At 45.7% G+C, this 18,318-nt stretch carries 17 protein-coding genes; 5 read left to right on the forward strand and 12 right to left on the reverse strand.

Going from position 1 to position 18,318, the window contains the following annotated elements:
- Positions 1-199, reverse strand: a 199-nt coding sequence (locus AWU56_RS10950) for a hypothetical protein (RefSeq protein ID WP_286682537.1), incomplete at its 3' end; no start/stop codon positions are given.
- 188 nt (positions 200-387) lie between these two features.
- Between AWU56_RS10950 and AWU56_RS10955 the strand changes: the two genes are divergently transcribed.
- Positions 388-936, forward strand: coding sequence for a gamma carbonic anhydrase family protein (locus tag AWU56_RS10955; protein WP_286682538.1), 549 nt, complete (start codon positions 388-390; stop codon positions 934-936).
- A 13-nt stretch (positions 937-949) separates the two neighbouring features.
- On the opposite strand, the gene AWU56_RS10960 is transcribed toward AWU56_RS10955, so the two are convergent.
- From AWU56_RS10960 to AWU56_RS10970, 3 genes are read right to left on the reverse strand one after another with little or no spacing between them, the layout of a single operon-like run.
- The gene (locus AWU56_RS10960; protein ID WP_286682539.1) at positions 950-4,033 is read right to left on the reverse strand and encodes an error-prone DNA polymerase; all 3,084 of its coding nucleotides are present in this window, start codon (positions 4,031-4,033) and stop codon (positions 950-952) included.
- The gene (locus AWU56_RS10965; RefSeq protein WP_286682540.1) at positions 4,033-5,448 is read right to left on the reverse strand and encodes a Y-family DNA polymerase; all 1,416 of its coding nucleotides are present in this window, start codon (positions 5,446-5,448) and stop codon (positions 4,033-4,035) included. Before AWU56_RS10965 ends, AWU56_RS10960 begins: the two co-directional genes overlap by 1 nt.
- Entirely contained in the window at positions 5,445-6,041 is a 597-nt protein-coding gene (locus tag AWU56_RS10970) for a hypothetical protein (RefSeq protein WP_006954698.1), read from the reverse strand. Before AWU56_RS10970 ends, AWU56_RS10965 begins: the two co-directional genes overlap by 4 nt.
- Before the next feature lie 125 nt (positions 6,042-6,166).
- Here AWU56_RS10970 and yihG point away from each other — a divergent pair, with 125 nt between their 5' ends.
- A complete protein-coding gene (gene yihG, locus AWU56_RS10975) occupies positions 6,167-7,081 on the forward strand; it encodes a 1-acylglycerol-3-phosphate O-acyltransferase, YihG family (protein ID WP_286682541.1) in 915 nt (304 codons plus the stop codon).
- An 11-nt stretch (positions 7,082-7,092) separates the two neighbouring features.
- Positions 7,093-8,364: a mechanosensitive ion channel family protein gene (locus AWU56_RS10980; protein ID WP_286682542.1), complete on the forward strand. Its 1,272-nt coding sequence runs from the start codon at positions 7,093-7,095 to the stop codon at positions 8,362-8,364.
- Between the two features lie 48 nt (positions 8,365-8,412).
- On the opposite strand, the gene AWU56_RS10985 is transcribed toward AWU56_RS10980, so the two are convergent.
- From AWU56_RS10985 to AWU56_RS11010, 6 genes are all read right to left on the reverse strand, one after another.
- On the reverse strand, positions 8,413-9,033 hold the full coding sequence (locus AWU56_RS10985; RefSeq protein ID WP_286682543.1) for a thiol:disulfide interchange protein DsbA/DsbL: 621 nt from the start codon (positions 9,031-9,033) through the stop codon (positions 8,413-8,415).
- A gap of 27 nt (positions 9,034-9,060) precedes the next feature.
- Positions 9,061-10,047: a serine/threonine protein kinase gene (locus tag AWU56_RS10990; RefSeq protein ID WP_272978502.1), complete on the reverse strand. Its 987-nt coding sequence runs from the start codon at positions 10,045-10,047 to the stop codon at positions 9,061-9,063.
- A gap of 6 nt (positions 10,048-10,053) precedes the next feature.
- Entirely contained in the window at positions 10,054-11,478 is a 1,425-nt protein-coding gene (ccoG, locus tag AWU56_RS10995) for a cytochrome c oxidase accessory protein CcoG (protein WP_272978503.1), read from the reverse strand.
- A 62-nt stretch (positions 11,479-11,540) separates the two neighbouring features.
- Positions 11,541-12,770 (reverse strand): Zn-dependent hydrolase, encoded by a 1,230-nt coding sequence (locus AWU56_RS11000; RefSeq protein ID WP_006954712.1) that lies wholly within the window; start codon positions 12,768-12,770, stop codon positions 11,541-11,543.
- Positions 12,771-12,910: 140 nt separating this feature from the next.
- Positions 12,911-13,441: a carboxymuconolactone decarboxylase family protein gene (locus AWU56_RS11005; protein WP_272978506.1), complete on the reverse strand. Its 531-nt coding sequence runs from the start codon at positions 13,439-13,441 to the stop codon at positions 12,911-12,913.
- A 62-nt stretch (positions 13,442-13,503) separates the two neighbouring features.
- The gene (locus AWU56_RS11010; RefSeq protein ID WP_272978508.1) at positions 13,504-14,049 is read right to left on the reverse strand and encodes a peroxiredoxin; all 546 of its coding nucleotides are present in this window, start codon (positions 14,047-14,049) and stop codon (positions 13,504-13,506) included.
- A 127-nt stretch (positions 14,050-14,176) separates the two neighbouring features.
- Here AWU56_RS11010 and AWU56_RS11015 point away from each other — a divergent pair, with 127 nt between their 5' ends.
- A complete protein-coding gene (locus tag AWU56_RS11015) occupies positions 14,177-15,091 on the forward strand; it encodes a hydrogen peroxide-inducible genes activator (RefSeq protein ID WP_006954718.1) in 915 nt (304 codons plus the stop codon).
- Positions 15,092-15,093: 2 nt separating this feature from the next.
- Here the strand turns inward: AWU56_RS11015 and AWU56_RS11020 are convergent, their stop codons facing one another.
- Positions 15,094-16,608 carry an FMN-binding glutamate synthase family protein gene (locus tag AWU56_RS11020; protein WP_006954720.1) on the reverse strand — a complete coding sequence of 505 codons (1,515 nt, stop codon included), beginning with the start codon at positions 16,606-16,608 and terminating at the stop codon, positions 15,094-15,096.
- Positions 16,608-17,033 carry a hypothetical protein gene (locus AWU56_RS11025; RefSeq protein ID WP_006954722.1) on the reverse strand — a complete coding sequence of 142 codons (426 nt, stop codon included), beginning with the start codon at positions 17,031-17,033 and terminating at the stop codon, positions 16,608-16,610. Before AWU56_RS11025 ends, AWU56_RS11020 begins: the two co-directional genes overlap by 1 nt.
- Before the next feature lie 149 nt (positions 17,034-17,182).
- Between AWU56_RS11025 and AWU56_RS11030 the strand changes: the two genes are divergently transcribed.
- Positions 17,183-18,316: a PQQ-dependent sugar dehydrogenase gene (locus tag AWU56_RS11030; RefSeq protein ID WP_286682544.1), complete on the forward strand. Its 1,134-nt coding sequence runs from the start codon at positions 17,183-17,185 to the stop codon at positions 18,314-18,316.
- Positions 18,317-18,318 lie beyond the last annotated feature (2 nt).

Raw genomic sequence — 18,318 nt, forward strand, 5'->3', positions numbered from 1 at the left:
TTACTTTTGCAAGTGCCCACACAGTTTGCTTGGCTTGATATATTGTTAAAGAGCGTTTCTCAGCAGCCTTGCTGCGAGAGGTGCGTATTCTACACACCGTCAGTTTTCTGTCAACACTTTTTTGAAAAAAGATTTTTAGAAAACTTATGTTTTCGGCGACTTCGTTGTCTGCCTCAAACGTGGGGCGTATTTTAGACATTTATCTCCGCGGGTCAAGGGCTATTTTTCAATTTTAATTGATTTTTTTGCTGTTCGGTCAAAGTTAAATCAGTTCGTTTCTTTTATGACCAATTTTCCCAGTAGACTGTACAAACTATGCGCTTTTAAGCAAAACAGCTATAGTTAAATGCACAATTCGAAAAGACAAAAGATGATAGGAGTAGGGTTATGGCTGATATCCGTAGCTACCATGAAAAGGAGCCGCAATTAGGCGAGCGCGTCTATATAGATGATAGCTCAGTCATCGTAGGTGAAGTTATTATTGGCGATGATGCAAGCATCTGGCCACTCGTCGCAGCCCGTGGCGACGTTAACTATATCCATATTGGCGCTCGTACCAATGTACAAGACGGTTCTATTCTTCACGTGAGTCGCGCAAGCGCTGGTAAACCCGATGGCGATCCACTCATTATAGGAGAAGACGTCACTGTAGGACATCAATGCATGTTACATGGTTGTCGTATTGGTAACCGTGTATTAGTAGGAATGTCCGCTATCGTTATGGACGGCGTAGAAGTACAAGATGACGTCATCATCGGTGCGGGTAGTTTAGTTCCGCCGGGTAAAGTATTAGAGTCCGGCTTTCTTTATGTTGGTAGCCCAGTAGAAAAGAAGAGACCATTGAACGATAAAGAAATGTCATTCCTAAGTGCATCAGCAGAAAACTATGTTCGCTTAAAAGATGAGTATCTGATCGACGTTAAGCCAATATCATGAATCACACTCGCAATTAATGAAAGCGCCGAGAGGCGAACTTGTTCAGTTGTAGCAGGTCACTTTTATCTTCTAAGCGACCTGCTACAACATGAATCACACCTTCACTCATCTCAATAACGCCCTTAACCCATAATAGTTGGGCCGATAAAAAAGCCTTTCTATATAGAGTCGCTGTATTGGCCCAAACTACAACATTCATATTGCCCGTTTCATCTTCTAAGGTTAAAAAAGTGACACCACTTTTAGTTCCCGGTCTTTGTCGACAAGTCACAAGACCGATAACCTCAATTATCTGCCCAGAGCGACAGCCTGCTAGAGTCTCGGCAGTAATACTCTTAGTCACTTCAGGGTGGTTGCGTATAAGCGCCATCGGATGTCGACGTAAGCTAAGTCCGGTACTCACATAGTCTGCTTTTATATCCTCAGTCTCAGACGGCTTAATTGAGATTTCACTCTTATTATCAGCCACTTCATTAAAAAGTGGCATTTGCTGGTCGCTGAGTGACAAAGCATCCCATTGGGCTTGATAACGATGTCCTGATAAAGATGTGAGTGCATCAGCTTTTGCTAGGGCTTGAATATCTGATTCATGTAAGCCCCCTCGACGTAACTGCTCAGTGTTAGCAAACAAAGCGTCTGCACGCGAGTTCAACAACAACTCGGTTCGTGAGCGAGATAGTCCGAAGATCTGGCGTAAGCCAATACGCACACAGTTCCCTTGGTCAGCAAGCCACTGGTAATCCCACTGACTATAATTAACATCCGCAGGTAGAAACCGAACACCATGGCGCTTTGCGTCTTGAATTAATTGGGACGGTGAATAAAAACCCATGGGTAAGCTATTTAATAAGCCTACAAAAAATGCCGCCGGATAGTGCACTTTTAGCCAAGCCGAGGCATACGCTAAATTAGCAAAGCTCGCCGAGTGTGATTCTGGAAAGCCATACTGACCAAAGCCACAAATCTGGTGAAACAGCCGTTGCGCAAAGGATTCACTGTAACCTCGCGCTCGCATACCGGAAATCAGCTTATGCTCAAACTGCTGCAATTTACCAGTACTCTTCCAAGCTGCCATAGCACGTCTTAACTGATCGGCTTCACCCCCACTAAAGCCTGCCGCTACCATCGCCAACTTAATTGCTTGCTCTTGAAAGATAGGCACACCCAGCGTCCGTTGCAGAACTTGTCTCACTTCGTCGCTGGGATAATCCACTTTTTCTTTACCGGCTCTTCGGCGTAAATAGGGATGCACCATGTCGCCTTGAATAGGTCCTGGCCGGACAATCGCAATTTGTATGACTAAATCATAAAAAGTGTTGGGCTTAAGGCGCGGTAACATGTTCATTTGCGCGCGAGATTCAATTTGAAACACACCCACCGAATCACCTTGCTGCAAGGCCCGATAAACAACGGGGTCTTCTTGAGGAATATCGGCCAACCCAAGCGTTAGATCGCGTTTTTCTTTTAATAACCCAAGCGACTTACGTAATGCAGTCAACATACCTAGCGCCAGCACGTCTACCTTTAATAGCTTGAGTACCTCCAGGTCGTCCTTATCCCACTGGATAACAGTACGATCACGCATACTGGCATTTTCAATGGGTACGAGTTGAGTCAGTTCATTGGCAGCGATAACAAAACCACCCACATGTTGAGAAAGATGCCGTGGAAATCCCATTAGCTGCTCAGTTAAAGATAATAAGTGCTGTCCTCGTTTAGACTGAACGAGAGCAGGGTATTGCTCAGCAAGTTGCTCCTTCCAGTTCTGTGTTTTATCCCGACGATCAAGGTTTTGTCGATACGTTTGTAGTTGTTGTTCGCTAAAACCGAGTGCTTTACCTACATCTCTAAAAGCACTTTTAAAACGATAGCGAATAACGGTTGCCGCTAAAGCTGCACGCTTACGACCGTACTTCTTGTAGATATACTGAATTACCTCCTCACGTCGCTCATGCTCAAAGTCCACATCAATATCGGGGGGTTCATCTCGCTCTTTGGATATAAAACGCTCAAACAACACGTCGAACTGAGCGGGGTTAACCGCGGTAATCTTAAGGCAGTAACAAACCACCGAGTTTGCCGCAGAGCCTCGCCCTTGATAGAAAATCCCCTCAGACTGAGCAAACTCGACTAGGTCATAAATGGTAAGAAAGAAATACTCATAGTGTTGCTCGGCTATCAGCTTCAGCTCTTTCTCATACTGACTCACAACTGACTCTGGAACGCCTTCTGGATAACGTTGCTGAGCACCCTGTTCTGTAAGGTGCCGTAAATACTGCTGTGCCGTCATACCTTTAGGCACCAATTCGGCAGGGTATTCGTAACGTAACTCTGACAAACAAAAAGTGCAGCGGTCAGCTATTTTTGCAGACTCCGTTAACCAGTTGGCTGGGTAACACGCCTGTAATGCCTTTAGATCACGTAACCGACGTTCGCTGTTTAACGCACAGACCTCCGGATGCTGTACCAGCGACTGGTTAGCGTTAGTCGCACTCAAAATATCCAGTAATGGCTGCCGATTTTCGTCATGCATAACCGCGCCATTAGATGCTGTAACAGGTAATTTAACCTGTTGACTTAAGCGACAGACCATCCGAAATAAGGCTTTGTCATTATGTTGGTAGTGTCTTTCGTAGAGTAGCCATAAACGATCGCGCCAGTGACGCTTGAGTTGATGCCCCAAGTTTAAAGCTTTAGCGTAAGAAAGACCCTCGGTGTCGCACTGTGGCCACCATAGCAAAAGCGCTTCATCGAACCCATGCAAAAAGTCATCCAGCTGAGCGGCGTATGAACCTTTCTCGGAACGTTGTCGAAATAAAGTGATTTTCTCACACAAGCCTGCATAAGCGCTGCGAGTAGAGCACAGCACCACAAAAACACCTGCTCCAGGCACCATAAACTCACTCCCTACAATGAGTTTAATAGACCGCTCGCGAGCCGCTTCATAGGCGCGTACCACACCAGCGACTGAGCATTCATCGGTTACTGCAATCGCCTCGTAACCGAGCTCTGTTGCTCGATCAACAAACTCACTAGGGTGAGAGGCTGAACGCAAAAAACTATAGTTCGACAAACAGTGCAGTTCTGCATAACGCATCAGCTAAACCACCCCTGTAAAAACCAGTGACTCTTTTCAAAGAAAAGCCAGCCTAGTCGTTGTTGCTCATCTTTAGCGAGCCAGTAATCTCTGCAGACTTCAGACGTTGACCACCAACCCGACTGGATTCGCTCGGGCCCTTCTAATAACTGCCAATGCTCAATTTGTACTAACTCGGGTTCCGTTAATAACCAAAGTGGCCGTCGCGGCGCATGCCGCTGAACTGTGAGTGTCGTCATTTGAGCGGCGCGCTGTTCATTGATTAAAGGGCGGGGATCACTCGATAGCTGCGGACTATAAACGGCCTTTTCGCCGAGTCGAGCTTGTAATCGGCTGACTAATTCTGTGACTGTTTGCTGATGTGCAACACCCTTTGTTAATAAGGACCCAGAGTCACGCGTCAATTCAAATAACTCAAGCGCTCTCATCTCAATAGCGATGACCGGCGCCGTAAGCGGGTAGCGATTCATTTGTAACTGCAATAAATTAAGAAACTCTGATGCCCGCCAACTATCCGAGGCTAACTTAAGCGGTACAGATGTTGGTTCCATATCACGGTGCTGTAACTCAATGGTTAACTGACGAATCACTTTTTGCCGCTGATATAAAAATTGCTCTAACTCTTGTAAGAGCCGCTTGAGAGGAAACAGCATACCTTGCCAGTGCTGTATTTCTGTTACTAAATCCAACTGCGTAATAAACGCATCGCGGGGACGGAAAAAGTCAAACGCTTGTGACTCATTGCCTTTTAAACGCTGAATATCATCCACCATACCTGCGCCAAAGCGCTTACCGATATCGGCTGCAGATAATGACCAAAGCTGTTTAAGTTGATGAATACCGGTGCTGAGCAGACGCTTTTCAATTTGAGAAGAAAGTAACAACTGCTTGATAGGTAAGTGCCCCAGCTCATGTTCAATCACACATCGATCCGTACTGAGTTGTTCAATACCTGCACACGCCAAACATTGTGCCGAGCGGGCACTAAACCCTAAACTCATCTGATAACTCACCCCTAGTGTATCGAGCTCTTCTTTTAAGTGATCGATTAAAGGTTGAGTACCTTGATAGAGCTTCAGTAGGCTATCAAGCTCGATAGCAATACCTTGCGGCTTAAACAGTACTTGTTTATCAACAGATAAATATAATCGCTCAGCCAGTCGCGTTAACACCCGCGACTCTTTTTCTTCAGAGTAGGGCATAAGTACGACATCGTTGACTAATGTATGGGCTAAAACCGCACTGTGACCCACTTCTAAACCTTGGCTAAGCGCAGTCTCATTACACTGTAAAAGCCACTCTTTTTGATGCTCCTGATAAACCAGCGCGACGGGCAACGGCTGAATCTGCGGTTGCAAACGCTGTATGTTGTCGAGCAATAGCCGAGGAAAATGTAAATAAAGCCACAGTTTCATAAACTGATATTATTAACTGGCCAACCATAACGACGCTTAACAACATCCACTGTGTGATTTGGATGCAAATGCAGCCGGTTAGTATAGGCACGCGCTTCCACTGTTTTCTCAAGTGCTGTTAAGACAAAGCCCATTTGATGGCCCTGCTGCACTGCCTTTTGCCAACGCCGAACATAACTCGACTGATTTTCGGACTCGGGTTGCCATAAAAACGCAACACCCGCGCCGCTTTGTAGAATTTGTTCAAAAGCCCACGCCGCCTCGTTAGCCGAGGTGTTCAGTACAATATGCAAGCTATCAGCCTGCTTCAAGCGCCAGCGTAAACCCGCAGCCGATAGTAAAGCTGGGGGGTTTAACCAAAATATAGGCTGGTTCATCTCGTGTAATTGTTCGAGTAACGGCCAAAGTAACTTTTGCTCTATAAAAGGAGAGTCGAGCTGCCACTCATGCACCGCATCAAACTGCCAACCACCACCTAACAACTCATTTAATGACGGATGTCCTGTACTGAGAAAACGCTGCTCTTGGTAATGTGTTTGCCGTCCTTGCCAGAGCAGTCCTTTATTCACCAATTGCTTTAATTTCGGTTGCATTGTGTCACCCTCGCAATACTGTATATATGTACAGTATATTAAAAATGGTGAATTTCGCAACAGACAACCTTTATTTGTTCCGTTATGATTGTTGTTTTAAACAAAGGGAAGGGAATGCCACCATCATGATCCGTACACTCTTAATTCCGTTTCGCGTCCTTATCAACTTCACGTGGGCAGCACTGACGACGGCGATTGTCGGGTTAATGGTGATCTTGGTGGGAGTATTTAAACTGTTACTTCCTATTCCGCCACTCACTCGGTTTTTCTCTCACCTAGCCAACTCAGTATTTCGTATCTGGGGCTACTGTATGTCAGTCACCTTTCAACTCACTCAGCGAATGACTTGGCATATCGAGGGGGACTTAAATATTCACAAAAAAGGTTGGTATTTAATTATGGCCAACCATATGAGCTGGGTTGATATTCTGGTACTCATGCATCTAACGCGCCGCAACGTACCTATGCCTCGGTTTTTCTTAAAGTATCAGTTACTGTGGGTTCCGATTGTAGGCATGGGTTGTTGGACGCTTGATATGCCGTTTATGCGTCGCTACTCAAAAGAAAAACTACAAAAAAAACCGCACTTAAAAGGCAAGGATATCGAAACCACCGCGCGCTCTTGTGCAAAGTTTAAACATATCCCCACCACGGTAGTGAATTTCTGTGAAGGCACACGCTTTACACCTGAAAAACACGCCAAAAAGTCGAGCCCTTACCAACATTTACTCACACCCAAAGCAGGTGGTACTGCCTTTGCTTTACAAATCATGGGTGATCAATTTGAGGCTATTCTTGATATAACCATCGTATACCCTGGTAACGATGATCGCCCGGTCGTTTGGCACTTACTGAGTGGCCAACTCCGTGATGTGTACGTTGATATAAAAACACGACCTATTACACCTGAATTAATCGGTGACTATCAAAATGATCCCGAGTTTAAGGCGTCGTTTCAAACTTGGCTCAATGAACGTTGGCAGGAGAAAGATGCCACTATCAGTCGCTTAAAAACAAAGGCGGAGCAAGATAACCAATAAGGACAAACAGTATGGATTTAAACTTCATCAACGAATGGTTGAGCCAGCTCGGACTTGAAGGTGATTTACTGACCTACGCAGTGCTCGGCATACAATCCGTACTCGTCATCATCGCGGGTTATATTATTTATCAAGTCACCCGCTTAATCATCAATAAAACCATTCATCGCATGCTCAGAAAGGCCCCTGAGCGATGGTATAACTCTCTCGTAAACAGTGGTTTTTTTAAGCGGTGCGCCAATCTCGCCCCTGTTCTACTTATTAATCTATTTATTCCCGTAGTCTTCGTTGATGACTTCGAAAAATGGCAAGGTCCTCTACAAACCGCCGTTGGTATCTATTTAACGTGGGTGATCACCAGTATTTTATTGGCGCTAGCGAACGTCGTTTCAATTGCTTACGAGTATTCAAGCAAGGCCAAAGAGGTCCCCATTACCGGCGTCATTCAAGTCGCCAAGCTCATATTAGTACTCATGGCAATTATCATCTCAGTTGCTATTGTGATGAATAAATCCCCTATGTACTTATTGAGTGGCTTTGGCGCCATGACGGCGATACTGATGGTGGTCTTTCGTGACACCTTAATGGGATTTGTTGCAGGGGTACAACTTGCAACTAACCGTATGGTTGGTATTGGCGACTGGATTCAAGTCCCCGACTCGGACGTCGACGGTACCGTTCAAGAAGTCGGTCTTATCACTGTAAAAGTGGAAAACTGGGATAAAACAACGGTTTACTTACCCACCTATGTGCTCATTCATCAATCATTTAAAAACTGGCAGGGGATGATTAACTCCGGAGGTCGTCGCATCAAACGATCGCTGATGCTCGATCTCGACAGTGCCCAGATACTTGATGACGATACCCTTGAGTCGTTGGCATCAAGCTACTTTAATGAATCACTCGATGAGTGGCTCAACCGCCATCAGATTCAGAATCCTGTTTCCAACTTAACGGCGTTTAGATGTTACGTGCAAGACTATGTAAGTGGTCATGAACAAATTCATGAGGATATGACATTGATGGTACGCTTACTTGAGCCTACTGCCTCTGGATTGCCACTTGAGATTTATGCTTTCTCTAAGCAAACAAGTTGGGCAGACTACGAGCAAATCCAGTCCATTCTATTCGAATACCTATACACTATTATGGGTGACTTTAAACTGAGCTACTATCAGTACTTCCCCAAAACACAGACCATCAAAAAGCAGCCTTCTGAGCAACAAACAGAACCTAATGATGACGAAAATGGCAAGGATGGTAATGATAAAGACGATCAATAGATAGAAAAAAGCCCCGCCATTTGGGCGGGGCTCTCATTCTGACTCTTTTTAAGACTTATTAAGTAAGTAACCTGCAAGCTTACTGAAGTCCGCAGCAAAGTCATCGCTATCGCGGAAGCCCTGAGGCAACATTTTATATTTACCGTTTACGATAAACGTTGGTGTTGCACGCACGTCCATATCTGTCGCTTTACGGTCCATTTTACTCGCCGCTGCACGCACCGCGAAGCTCGACATAGCTTTATCAAACTCTTCGCCAGAAACACCATTTAAGATGAATACATTACGGATATCATCCTCGCTGGTCAGCATATTGCGCTGAGCAAAATTGTAATCGAATACGGCTGGAATAATTTTTTCTTCAATACCGAGTTTTTGAGCAACAACAAACGCTTTTGTCATCGTTTCACCCACATCATCTTTGGGACTTAAAAATGACACATGCATTTTCTCAAAAGCGTCTGGGTATTCCTTTTTCAGGCGCTCCGCAATAGGTTCAAAGCGATAGCAATGAACACAATAAAACGAGAAAAACTCGAGTATTTGTGCGTCACTTGTCGCTGCATCAGAAATCACTTCGTAATGGGTGCCTTCCTCAAACTCTTGAGCTTGCACCATGCCCGTTACCAACAGTAACGCGCTCGCTAATCCTAACAACCAGTTTTTCATATGCTCTTACCTATTTAATTCGCTTTATTAATAACCGAGTTTAATGGGTGCTTCGTCTAATGCAGCCCGCTGTTCTTTAAGCGCTAATATTTGTGACTCCCAGTAGCGAGCTTCGCTAAACCATGGAAACGCACGTTGAAAAGCACTGTCCTGCCAACGTTTAGAAAGCCATGCCATGTAATGAATGAGTCTAAACCCGCGTAAAGGTTCAATAAACGCAATTTCTTTTTTATCAAAATTGCAGAAATCTTGGTAGCCCTCAACTAACGCATCGAGCTGACACGTTTGATCTTCACGAGAGCCATTGAGCATCATCCAAAGGTCCTGTATTGCCGGACCCATACGGCAATCATCTAAGTCGACGAAGGTTAGTTCTGTATCATACTGCAATACGTTACCAATGTGACAGTCGCCGTGTAATCTTTGATAGGTCAAACTATCCCATGCAAAAGTTTGTAGTGTCTCTGCTAACGGCGACAAAATGGCCCAGAACGCGGCTTCTAACTCTCGAGGTAATAGTTGTGACTGCCGCAATTCATCAATGGATTCCGACAGCAGTCGTTGAATGTCTAATGATTCACGTGCCTTAAATGCGTCTTTCTTTCCAACTTGATGCAAACGACCTATTTGCCGTCCGAGTCGCTCCAAGTCATCTAAATCGTTCGGCTCAAAAGCACGCCCACCAATGCTTGGAAACACCGCAAAGCGGTAACCTTCATATTCATGCAAAGATTGACCTGACACCTTTAGCGGCGCTACAACGGGGACTTCGTCATCGAGTAGTTGTTGAGAAAACAGATGCTCTTCTTCTATTTGAGCATTGCTCCAACGGTAAGGGCGATAAAACTTAGCGACATAGCGCATGCCCTCGTCACAGCGAAATTGGTAGACCCTATTTTCGTAACTATTGAGGGGAAGCAAACCGGAGCTTGGGTAAATACCCAAGCTCTCGATAGCATTGATAACTACATCGGGCAACAGACCTGCGAATGCAAAGTCCTTGTCATTAACCATAGTGACCTATTGATAAATAAAGCGAGATTCTTGCTTTATAGTAACACCTTCCGATGTCTCCGAGGTCACAACAAAGTTAAATTCGGTAATTGAGTCACTCAATTCGGTTGGTGGTACCGCCAGAGTTATAGGTAAACTACCCACTTCTCCTGCACCCACTGATTTCTCAGCACTGCCAATCAAACGATACTGCGACAAGCCTTCTACATCAATCTTGTACGTTTGATCGATCTGCGACTTGTTGACAATTTTCAGGGTATACACGTTTTCTATCTCGCCCTGAATATTTTCTTGATACAGAGAGTTACGGTCACGCAATACATCCACCTCAAGCGGAACCCGTGTTGCGACATCCCAAATCATCACCGAAGTGACAACTAACATGATGACGAAGTAGCCAATTGTTTTCATTCGCCACGGATTGGTTTTCTTAGATTTATCCGTCGTGTTGAGGTTGCGTTCAGTGGTAAACCGAATTAAACCACGAGGATAATTCATCTTATCCATCACATCGTTACAGGCATCAATACACGCACCGCAATCGATGCACTCATATTGTAGTCCGTTACGAATATCAATCCCTGTTGGGCAGACCTGAACACACATGTAACAGTCGATACAATGCCCAAGGCCCTTTTCCTCAGGATCTGCTTTACGCGATCGTGGTCCGCGTGGCTCTCCGCGGTTTGCATCGTAACTGACCGTATAGGTATCTTTATCGAACATCGCTGACTGGAAACGCGCATACGGGCACATGTGAGTACACATGATCTCGCGCATGTAGCCTGCATTACCGTAGGTACAAAACGCGAAGAACAACACAGAAAATGTTGCCCAGAAACCGGCGTCTAAGGTAAAAAAGTCAGCAAAAAGTTGGCGTACATCGGTGAAGTAACCGACAAAGGTCAATGAAGTGAGTAGCGCAACTGAAATCCAACCCAGTTGTTTACCGGTCTTACGCCAGAACTTGTCAAAGTCCATTTTGCGTTCGTCCAGCTTAATACGCTTATTACGCGGCCCTTCAAACTTCTTCTCAAACCACATAAAAATAAAGGTCCAGGTGGTTTGTGGGCACATAAAACCACACCAGACACGTCCCCATATTGTGGTCACAAAAAACAACGCTACAGCTGCAACAATCGCGAACCACGCCAACACCGTGAAGTCTTGTGGCCATAATGTAAGACCATAGATCCGGAAGCGTTGCTCCATGATATCCAGCAATACGGCTTGCTGACCGTTATAAGTTAACCAAGGGATGAGGGCAAAAACAGCAAGTAAAATAAAGCCCCAAGAACGCCGAAAGTATTCCATCCCGCCTTTGACGTCACGAACATAGATACGATTGCGAGCCGTGTCTGAGCCGCCTTTTTTGGAAGGACGCTGGATTTTGACCTTATCGGCCGATTGAACTGTGACTTTTTGTTCCATGACATTACCACTAGAAACAGGTCATTGTGCGAGCAGTATAACAGTTATCGTATAAAGCCGCATTACTCTGCTGAATTTAAGATGCAATCCAAAAGTATGTTTGCACCCGCCTCCACATCATGCCAGTGAGACCATTCATCAGGAGCATGGCTCACACCATTGACCGAGGGAATAAAGATGAGTCCAGCCTGCGTAATCTCTGAAAAAAACTGCGTATCGTGACCCGCACCACTAGGCATTCTGATGCAGCTTAAGTTACGCGCTTTGGCGCTTTTTTCTATGATCTGCGTCAACTTATCTGAACAGGATTGAGGCTTTAACCAACTGACTTGTTCATACTCAAACATCAACCGATGCTTCCGAGCAATAGCTGACAAGGCTTTCCGACACGCATCAGCAAGATCATTCATCACCTCATTACTCATATCACGGCCGACAATCGTAAATATGGCCTCACCCGGCACAGTATGTGGACTACCAGGTTTGAGCTCAACCTTACCTACAGTGATGCGCGTTTTATCGGTGCCATCCTCGGCAATAATACGCTCAATTTCATGTGCAAAATCAGCTAATCCCATAAACGCATCGCTACGCATATTCATCGGCGCGGTACCCGCATGATCAGCCTTACCCTTCAAATGCACAATCCATTTAAACACGCCTGAAATCCCTTCAACTGCGCCGATACTCACCTCTTCATTAAAGAGCACAGGACCTTGCTCGATGTGTAGCTCGTAAAACGCTTTTAAGCGACTCGGCGGCCATGCAGCGTCGAGTACATCCATGACATCCAAGTCATGCTTTGCCATCGCATCTTTCAGGTACACCCCATCAGCGTCATGCGCAGACATCAACCAATCCATATTGACTACGCCAGCCAGTGCTTGCGAACCCATCATACCACCGAAACGACCTTCCTCTTCTGCCGTACCAACGACCCATACAGGATGTTTCAGCTTTACATCGTTTTCTTTCAACGTGCGCAATACTTCAAGTCCAGCTAGTACCCCGAGCGCACCATCAAACATACCGCCTGCAGGCACTGTATCAAGATGAGATCCTGTTAAAACGGCAGGGGTCTCATGGTAATCGCCGATGCCCGCGAACACATTACCCGCACCATCCATGTGACATTTAAAGCCTTCTTGTTCGGCCAAGTTTAGAAACCACCGACGAGCCTCCATGTCAGCATCGGTGAAGCCCCACCGATAAACACCGTGGTCCGACTCGTTGTAACCAATTTGAGAAAGCTCTCGTAACGTAGATTTCAGACGTTCAGCATTGATATTCATAGTTCCTCCGCTCATTGTATTAATAAGCTTAGGACACATCTTTGAAAAGATAAAAAAAGCCCACCGACAAGCGGTGGGCAAAGCGTTGTGAGCAGTTGGGGCTGCTCTAGACAGGGATCGGAGCACAGCTCCTAGGGGGATTACGACAGTTTACGTGCAGTCAATGCTGCATTAAGTACCGCCGCCAACTTAATTGATGTTTGAATCGCTTGTGCTGTGACATCATGTTGAACGAGTGTCTTCACGTGCGAATCAATACATAAACCACAACCATTTAACGCTGAAACAGCGAGCGAGAACAACTCAAAATCCGCTTTATCGACACCGGGATTTGCCATCGCATTCATCCGCAGACCCGCTGGCATCTTAGAAAATTGTTTATCACTCGATAAGTGAAGAAAACGATAATAGACGTTGTTCATCGCCATGAGCGTTGCCGCTAACTTTGCCGCTTGCTTCACGTTATCTTCGACTTTATCACCAGTCTCGTTCTCAATCGCCTGAATGAGTTCTTCATCGCCTAAGCTGTAAACCAAGGATAAAGCAGTGCCATAGAATTGGTCTGTCGTTAGACCGGATGTATCGACGCTGTTAAACAGACTCGACAAATTCAGCTTAGTATCTTTGCCGTGGTCGCCTAACAACTGTTTGTAATCTGCAATCGCCATCATTACCTCTACTTCGACGAGTCATTCATCAAGGGGACTCGAATGAATCCCCAACCAATCATCACTTACAGAGTGTCACCACCGACAGCGCGGTTGCATGGGCACAGCTCGTCAGTTTGCAAACCATCTAAGATACGGAGGATCTCAGCAGGGTTACGACCGACATTTAAGTTGTTGACTGACACATGTTGAATAACGTTGTGTGGGTCTACAACAAAGGTTGCACGTAGTGCCACATTCTCTGCTTTATCACGCACACCTAAACCATCAACGAGTGAACCATTGTCAGCGAATGAATACTGGTTCAAACGGTCAAGGTCAGGATGCTCTCGACGCCATGCCAACTTAACGAACTCATTATCCGTGCTGCCACCTAAAACCACAGCATCGCGGTCAGCAAATTCTTCGTTCAACTTAGCGAATTCAACAATTTCAGTGGGGCATACAAAGGTGAAATCTTTTGGATAAAAGAAAATAATTTTCCATTTACCTGTAAAGCTGTCTTGCGTCACTGTTTCGAATGCGCTCTCGCCATTTTCCTCTGGCATATTAAATTTTGGCTTCGCAGCAACTACACTGAAATCTGGTAATTTATCGCCTACTGTCAACATAATGTTATCTCCTAATCATTGAGTCGTGTCTTAACGTTTCGAGGAGCATAGTAGGGAAATTTATTGATTGGATAAAACGAATAAAACCTATTAAGATAATCGAAAAAGCGATAACCACAGGTGAACAATGAGCAAATTACCGAGTTTGAAAAATCTGAACTACCTGATTGCATTACATCAGCAGCAAAACTTTAATCGCGCCGCAGCCGCCTGTAACGTCAGTCAGTCGACGCTAAGTAGCGGCATTCAGAACCTAGAAGAGCAATTGGGCTGCCAATTGATCGAGCGTGACCATAAGTCATTTTTGTTTACCGCGCTCGGTGAAGAGGTCGTTGAACAAGCGAGAAAGATTATCACCTCGACCGAAGAGCTGATGCACTATGCCAAAGGCCATGGCAATATTATGGAAGGCCCTGTACGCCTAGGTATTATCCCTACCATCGCGCCTTTCGTCGTCGCTGAACTGAGTCGTCGCGTTCAGGCCAAGTTTACCAAACTCGATCTACAGATTTCTGAAGACACCACGGCCAATTTATTGAGTGCTCTACGCGACGGTGAGCTGGATATATTGCTGTTAGCGCTACCGATGGATATTCATGGCAACCAGAAGTGGTTACTCGGGCGCGATCCGTTCAAATTGGTTGCGCACAAAGAAATAGCTGATCAGCTTGGAGAGCCCGTTGACTACGATAAGCTACCCGATGGTAGTATTTTCTTGCTCGAGAAAGAGCACTGTTTAACGGGACATGCGGTATCGGCATGCCAATTAACCGATACGGTTAAAGTCAATCCGTTTACGGCGACAAGCTTACACAGCCTCGTTCAGATGGCCGACGCTAAGAAAGGTGCCACTTTTATGTCACAAATGGCGATTGACCGCGGCATCCTTGATAACACCGACCTCAAGCCTTTGAAACCAGCAGGTCAGGAAGCGTTCCGTGATATCGGTATGGTTTATCGACCCACCACAAGTCGGCGCCAAACTTTTCGTAAACTGGCAGAACTCATCGCGCCGTTACTGCCAGTGAATACGCTGAACTGAGTCTATCGCCTACGTGCTGGCGGAAGCGGATAACGCTCCGCCAGACTGATACTTTCACCATCCGGTTTAATGACACGCGCATGGCGGCGGTTAAGCTGACGCGGATCGGTCACCCCACACGAATGAGCAATTATATTAACGCCGTATTCAAGGTATTTGTGGTAATTGGCGACGCGTTCCGATTTATCTTGTGGATCTAAACCACGTTGCAATTTCGGGTCATCGGTCGTCACACCGGTCGGGCAAGTGTTTTTATTACACTGCATGGCTTGAATACAACCGAGCGAAAACATAAAACCACGGGCTGAGACAACAAAGTCGGCTCCCATCGCAATCGCCCAAGCAACATCCGCAGGCGAGATCATTTTGCCAGAGCAAATAATACGAATACGTTTGTGTAAACCGGCTTCTGTTAACTTATCGACCAAGATAGGCAGGCTCTCTGAAAGCTTTAGCCCGACATAATCAATGAGTGGCTGTGGTGCGGCGCCTGTACCACCATCGGCACTATCGAGCGTAATAAAATCTGGGGCCGCTTCTTCACCGCGACTGAGTATGCTATCGACTAACTCGTCTATCCAACTTGGGTCACCCATGACAAACTTAAAGCCCGTGGGTTTGCCGGTAATCGTGCGTACTTTATCGATGAAATCGAGTAGCTCTTCATTATTGCTAATTTCAGGGTGGCGGTTAGGGCTAATCGCATCTTCGCCCACCTTAATACCACGAATTTCGGCAATTTCTTGATTGACCTTAATGCCAGGTAGAATACCGCCTTTCCCTGGTTTGGCACCTTGGCTTAATTTAATTTCAAACATTTTAACCGAATCATGTCGCCCTAATTCAGCTAGACGTGACTCATCGAGTTTGCCGTCTTTCGTGCGCACACCAAACTTTGCTGTACCCATCTGAAAAACCACATCGCAGTGACCCGATAAATGATAGGGCGATAAGCCACCTTCCCCGGTGTTAAGCCAGCAACCGGCCTTCTTTGCTCCTGCAGATAACGCTTTAACGGCAACCGGCGATAACGCGCCATAACTCATGCCGGAAATATGAAAATATGACGTCGGCGAGTAGGGCTTTTCGCAATACGGACCAATTTTTACGGGCTGCGGGCTCACCGATTGTTCGGCTAGTGGCGGATAGGGCGCATTACTAAAAATAATCGTCCCTGTGCGAGTCAAATCTCGGGTCGAGCCAAAAGCAACATTACGATCGGCGTTTTTAGCGGCGCGATATACCCAACTTCGTTGCGCTCGGTTAAAAGGCATTTCCTCGCGATCCATGGCGAAAAAATATTGCCGCATAAATTCGCCCATACGTTCAAATATATAACGAAAGCGACCAACTACAGGGTAGTTACGCCTGATCGTATGACGCGTTTGTATTTTATCAACAACATACATCACACCGACACTAACGACGAGCGTAATGATGCCTAAAACAAAAAGCGCTACTAACCACTGAGCAACGGTTAGTAGCGCTGAATTATCAAACCAAGATTGACTTTGCATTATCGAGCTTCTTGTACCTTATTCAGTGAAGCTGTGATTGAATCCGCATTAACACGATCCATTGAATGCGTTTGCAATTGACTCCAATCGACAGGTCCACCGACGTGTTCCTCAATTAATCGACGGCTTTCATCCTTGGTGAGAGGACCATCTACTTTGATGGTATATAAGCCATCACCCTCGTTATTTTCTGCATTCGCAGAGTCCGGCAAATAAATTGTACCGTTGTTAAAGTCCACAGCGTAAGCAATAAGACCAGGAATAACGAATAATAATAAGCCAACACCGTTCAGAGCTGCGACGCCAGCATCAATACGTCCACCTGTTTGACCTTTACGCTCCGGATATAACAAAGTTCCGCACGCAGTTAAGTGCAAAATCAGTGTGACACTCACGGCCGCCTTTAACAATGACTTGGATTTCATAAGCTTTCCTTTAGTTTTGTAATTAATAGTTAACAACATTATTAAGTAAGGCTGTGATTTATAAAGAGATCAAGAAAAGTCATCAAAATCTTAAATTAATACGTATACTAAAAATATTAAAAACTATACAAGTTAATTATGGAGGCTCCATGAAAAGCAACCTCACTGCAGTAGCAGCTGCGCTTTTGTCAGCGACGATGAGTACCTCGGTACTCGCGCAAGAAGTTGAGACGGAACGTCACACGCTGTCGCTAGAGACCATTAGCGAAGGACTTAACCACCCTTGGGGAATCGCCTTTTTACCATCGGGCGATATGCTGGTTACCGAGCGTTCAGGTACGCTAAATATTATTACTCAAGACGGTCAGAAAACACCCATACAAGGTACGCCTGAGGTGGTTGCAAAAAGCCAAGGCGGTCTACTAGACGTTAACATCGATCCCGACTACGCAGATAATGGCTGGGTCTATATCAGTTATTCAGAAAAAGACCCCAAAGGAGGTAATGGCAATAGCACCGCCGTTATGCGAGGTAAAATTGACGGAGATAAATGGACTCAAGGCGAGGTTATTTTTCGCCAAGCGCCAAAGTATGAAAGTAACGCTCACTTCGGGTCCCGTCTTGTATTCTCTCCCGAAGGGCATCTATTTATTACTTTAGGCGAGCGTTATTCCAGAATGCAAGATGCACAAACGTTAGATAATCATCACGGAAAAATTGTGCGTATTTGGCCCGATGGCTCAATCCCTAAAGATAATCCCTTTGTCGGCAATGACGGTGCACTTGACGAAATCTGGTCTTATGGACACCGCAACGTCCAAGGTGCCGCTATTCATCCTGATACGGGCGAGCTATGGACGATTGAACATGGCCCACAGGGCGGTGATGAAGTTAATATTCCCAAAGCAGGTAAGAACTATGGCTGGCCGACCATCACATATGGCGAAGACTACGGTGGCGGTGAAATCGGTATTGGCACACATAAGGAAGGCATGGAGCAACCGTTTTACTACTGGCTTCCTTCAATTGCCACGGCTGGCTCAATTTTCTATACCGGCGATAAATTTCCAAAGTGGAAAGGCGATTTACTGGTGACTGCCTTACGCGGACAAACAATTGCACGGTTAGATCTTGAAGAAGGTCGTGTTCTGCACGAAGAACGGATGTTAGAAGACGCAACCAGCTTCCGTATCCGTGATATTGAACAAGGTCCTGAAGGGTTCTTGTATATTCTGACCGATGCCGATAGTGGCCAACTTATTAAACTGTCACCCGTAAAATAATT

It is taken from the genome of Idiomarina sp. T82-3 (assembly GCF_001577655.1).
Lineage (GTDB): Bacteria > Pseudomonadota > Gammaproteobacteria > Enterobacterales > Alteromonadaceae > Idiomarina > Idiomarina baltica.

Coding starts and splice junctions, on each gene's coding strand:
- AWU56_RS10955 (WP_286682538.1), top strand. CDS start 388: ATGGCTGATATCCGTAGCTACCATGAAAAGGAGCCGCAATTAGGCGAG.
- AWU56_RS10960 (WP_286682539.1), bottom strand. CDS start 4,033: ATGCGTTATGCAGAACTGCACTGTTTGTCGAACTATAGTTTTTTGCGT.
- AWU56_RS10965 (WP_286682540.1), bottom strand. CDS start 5,448: ATGAAACTGTGGCTTTATTTACATTTTCCTCGGCTATTGCTCGACAAC.
- AWU56_RS10970 (WP_006954698.1), bottom strand. CDS start 6,041: ATGCAACCGAAATTAAAGCAATTGGTGAATAAAGGACTGCTCTGGCAA.
- yihG (WP_286682541.1), top strand. CDS start 6,167: ATGATCCGTACACTCTTAATTCCGTTTCGCGTCCTTATCAACTTCACG.
- AWU56_RS10980 (WP_286682542.1), top strand. CDS start 7,093: ATGGATTTAAACTTCATCAACGAATGGTTGAGCCAGCTCGGACTTGAA.
- AWU56_RS10985 (WP_286682543.1), bottom strand. CDS start 9,033: ATGAAAAACTGGTTGTTAGGATTAGCGAGCGCGTTACTGTTGGTAACG.
- AWU56_RS10990 (WP_272978502.1), bottom strand. CDS start 10,047: ATGGTTAATGACAAGGACTTTGCATTCGCAGGTCTGTTGCCCGATGTA.
- ccoG (WP_272978503.1), bottom strand. CDS start 11,478: ATGGAACAAAAAGTCACAGTTCAATCGGCCGATAAGGTCAAAATCCAG.
- AWU56_RS11000 (WP_006954712.1), bottom strand. CDS start 12,770: ATGAATATCAATGCTGAACGTCTGAAATCTACGTTACGAGAGCTTTCT.
- AWU56_RS11005 (WP_272978506.1), bottom strand. CDS start 13,441: ATGATGGCGATTGCAGATTACAAACAGTTGTTAGGCGACCACGGCAAA.
- AWU56_RS11010 (WP_272978508.1), bottom strand. CDS start 14,049: ATGTTGACAGTAGGCGATAAATTACCAGATTTCAGTGTAGTTGCTGCG.
- AWU56_RS11015 (WP_006954718.1), top strand. CDS start 14,177: ATGAGCAAATTACCGAGTTTGAAAAATCTGAACTACCTGATTGCATTA.
- AWU56_RS11020 (WP_006954720.1), bottom strand. CDS start 16,608: ATGCAAAGTCAATCTTGGTTTGATAATTCAGCGCTACTAACCGTTGCT.
- AWU56_RS11025 (WP_006954722.1), bottom strand. CDS start 17,033: ATGAAATCCAAGTCATTGTTAAAGGCGGCCGTGAGTGTCACACTGATT.
- AWU56_RS11030 (WP_286682544.1), top strand. CDS start 17,183: ATGAAAAGCAACCTCACTGCAGTAGCAGCTGCGCTTTTGTCAGCGACG.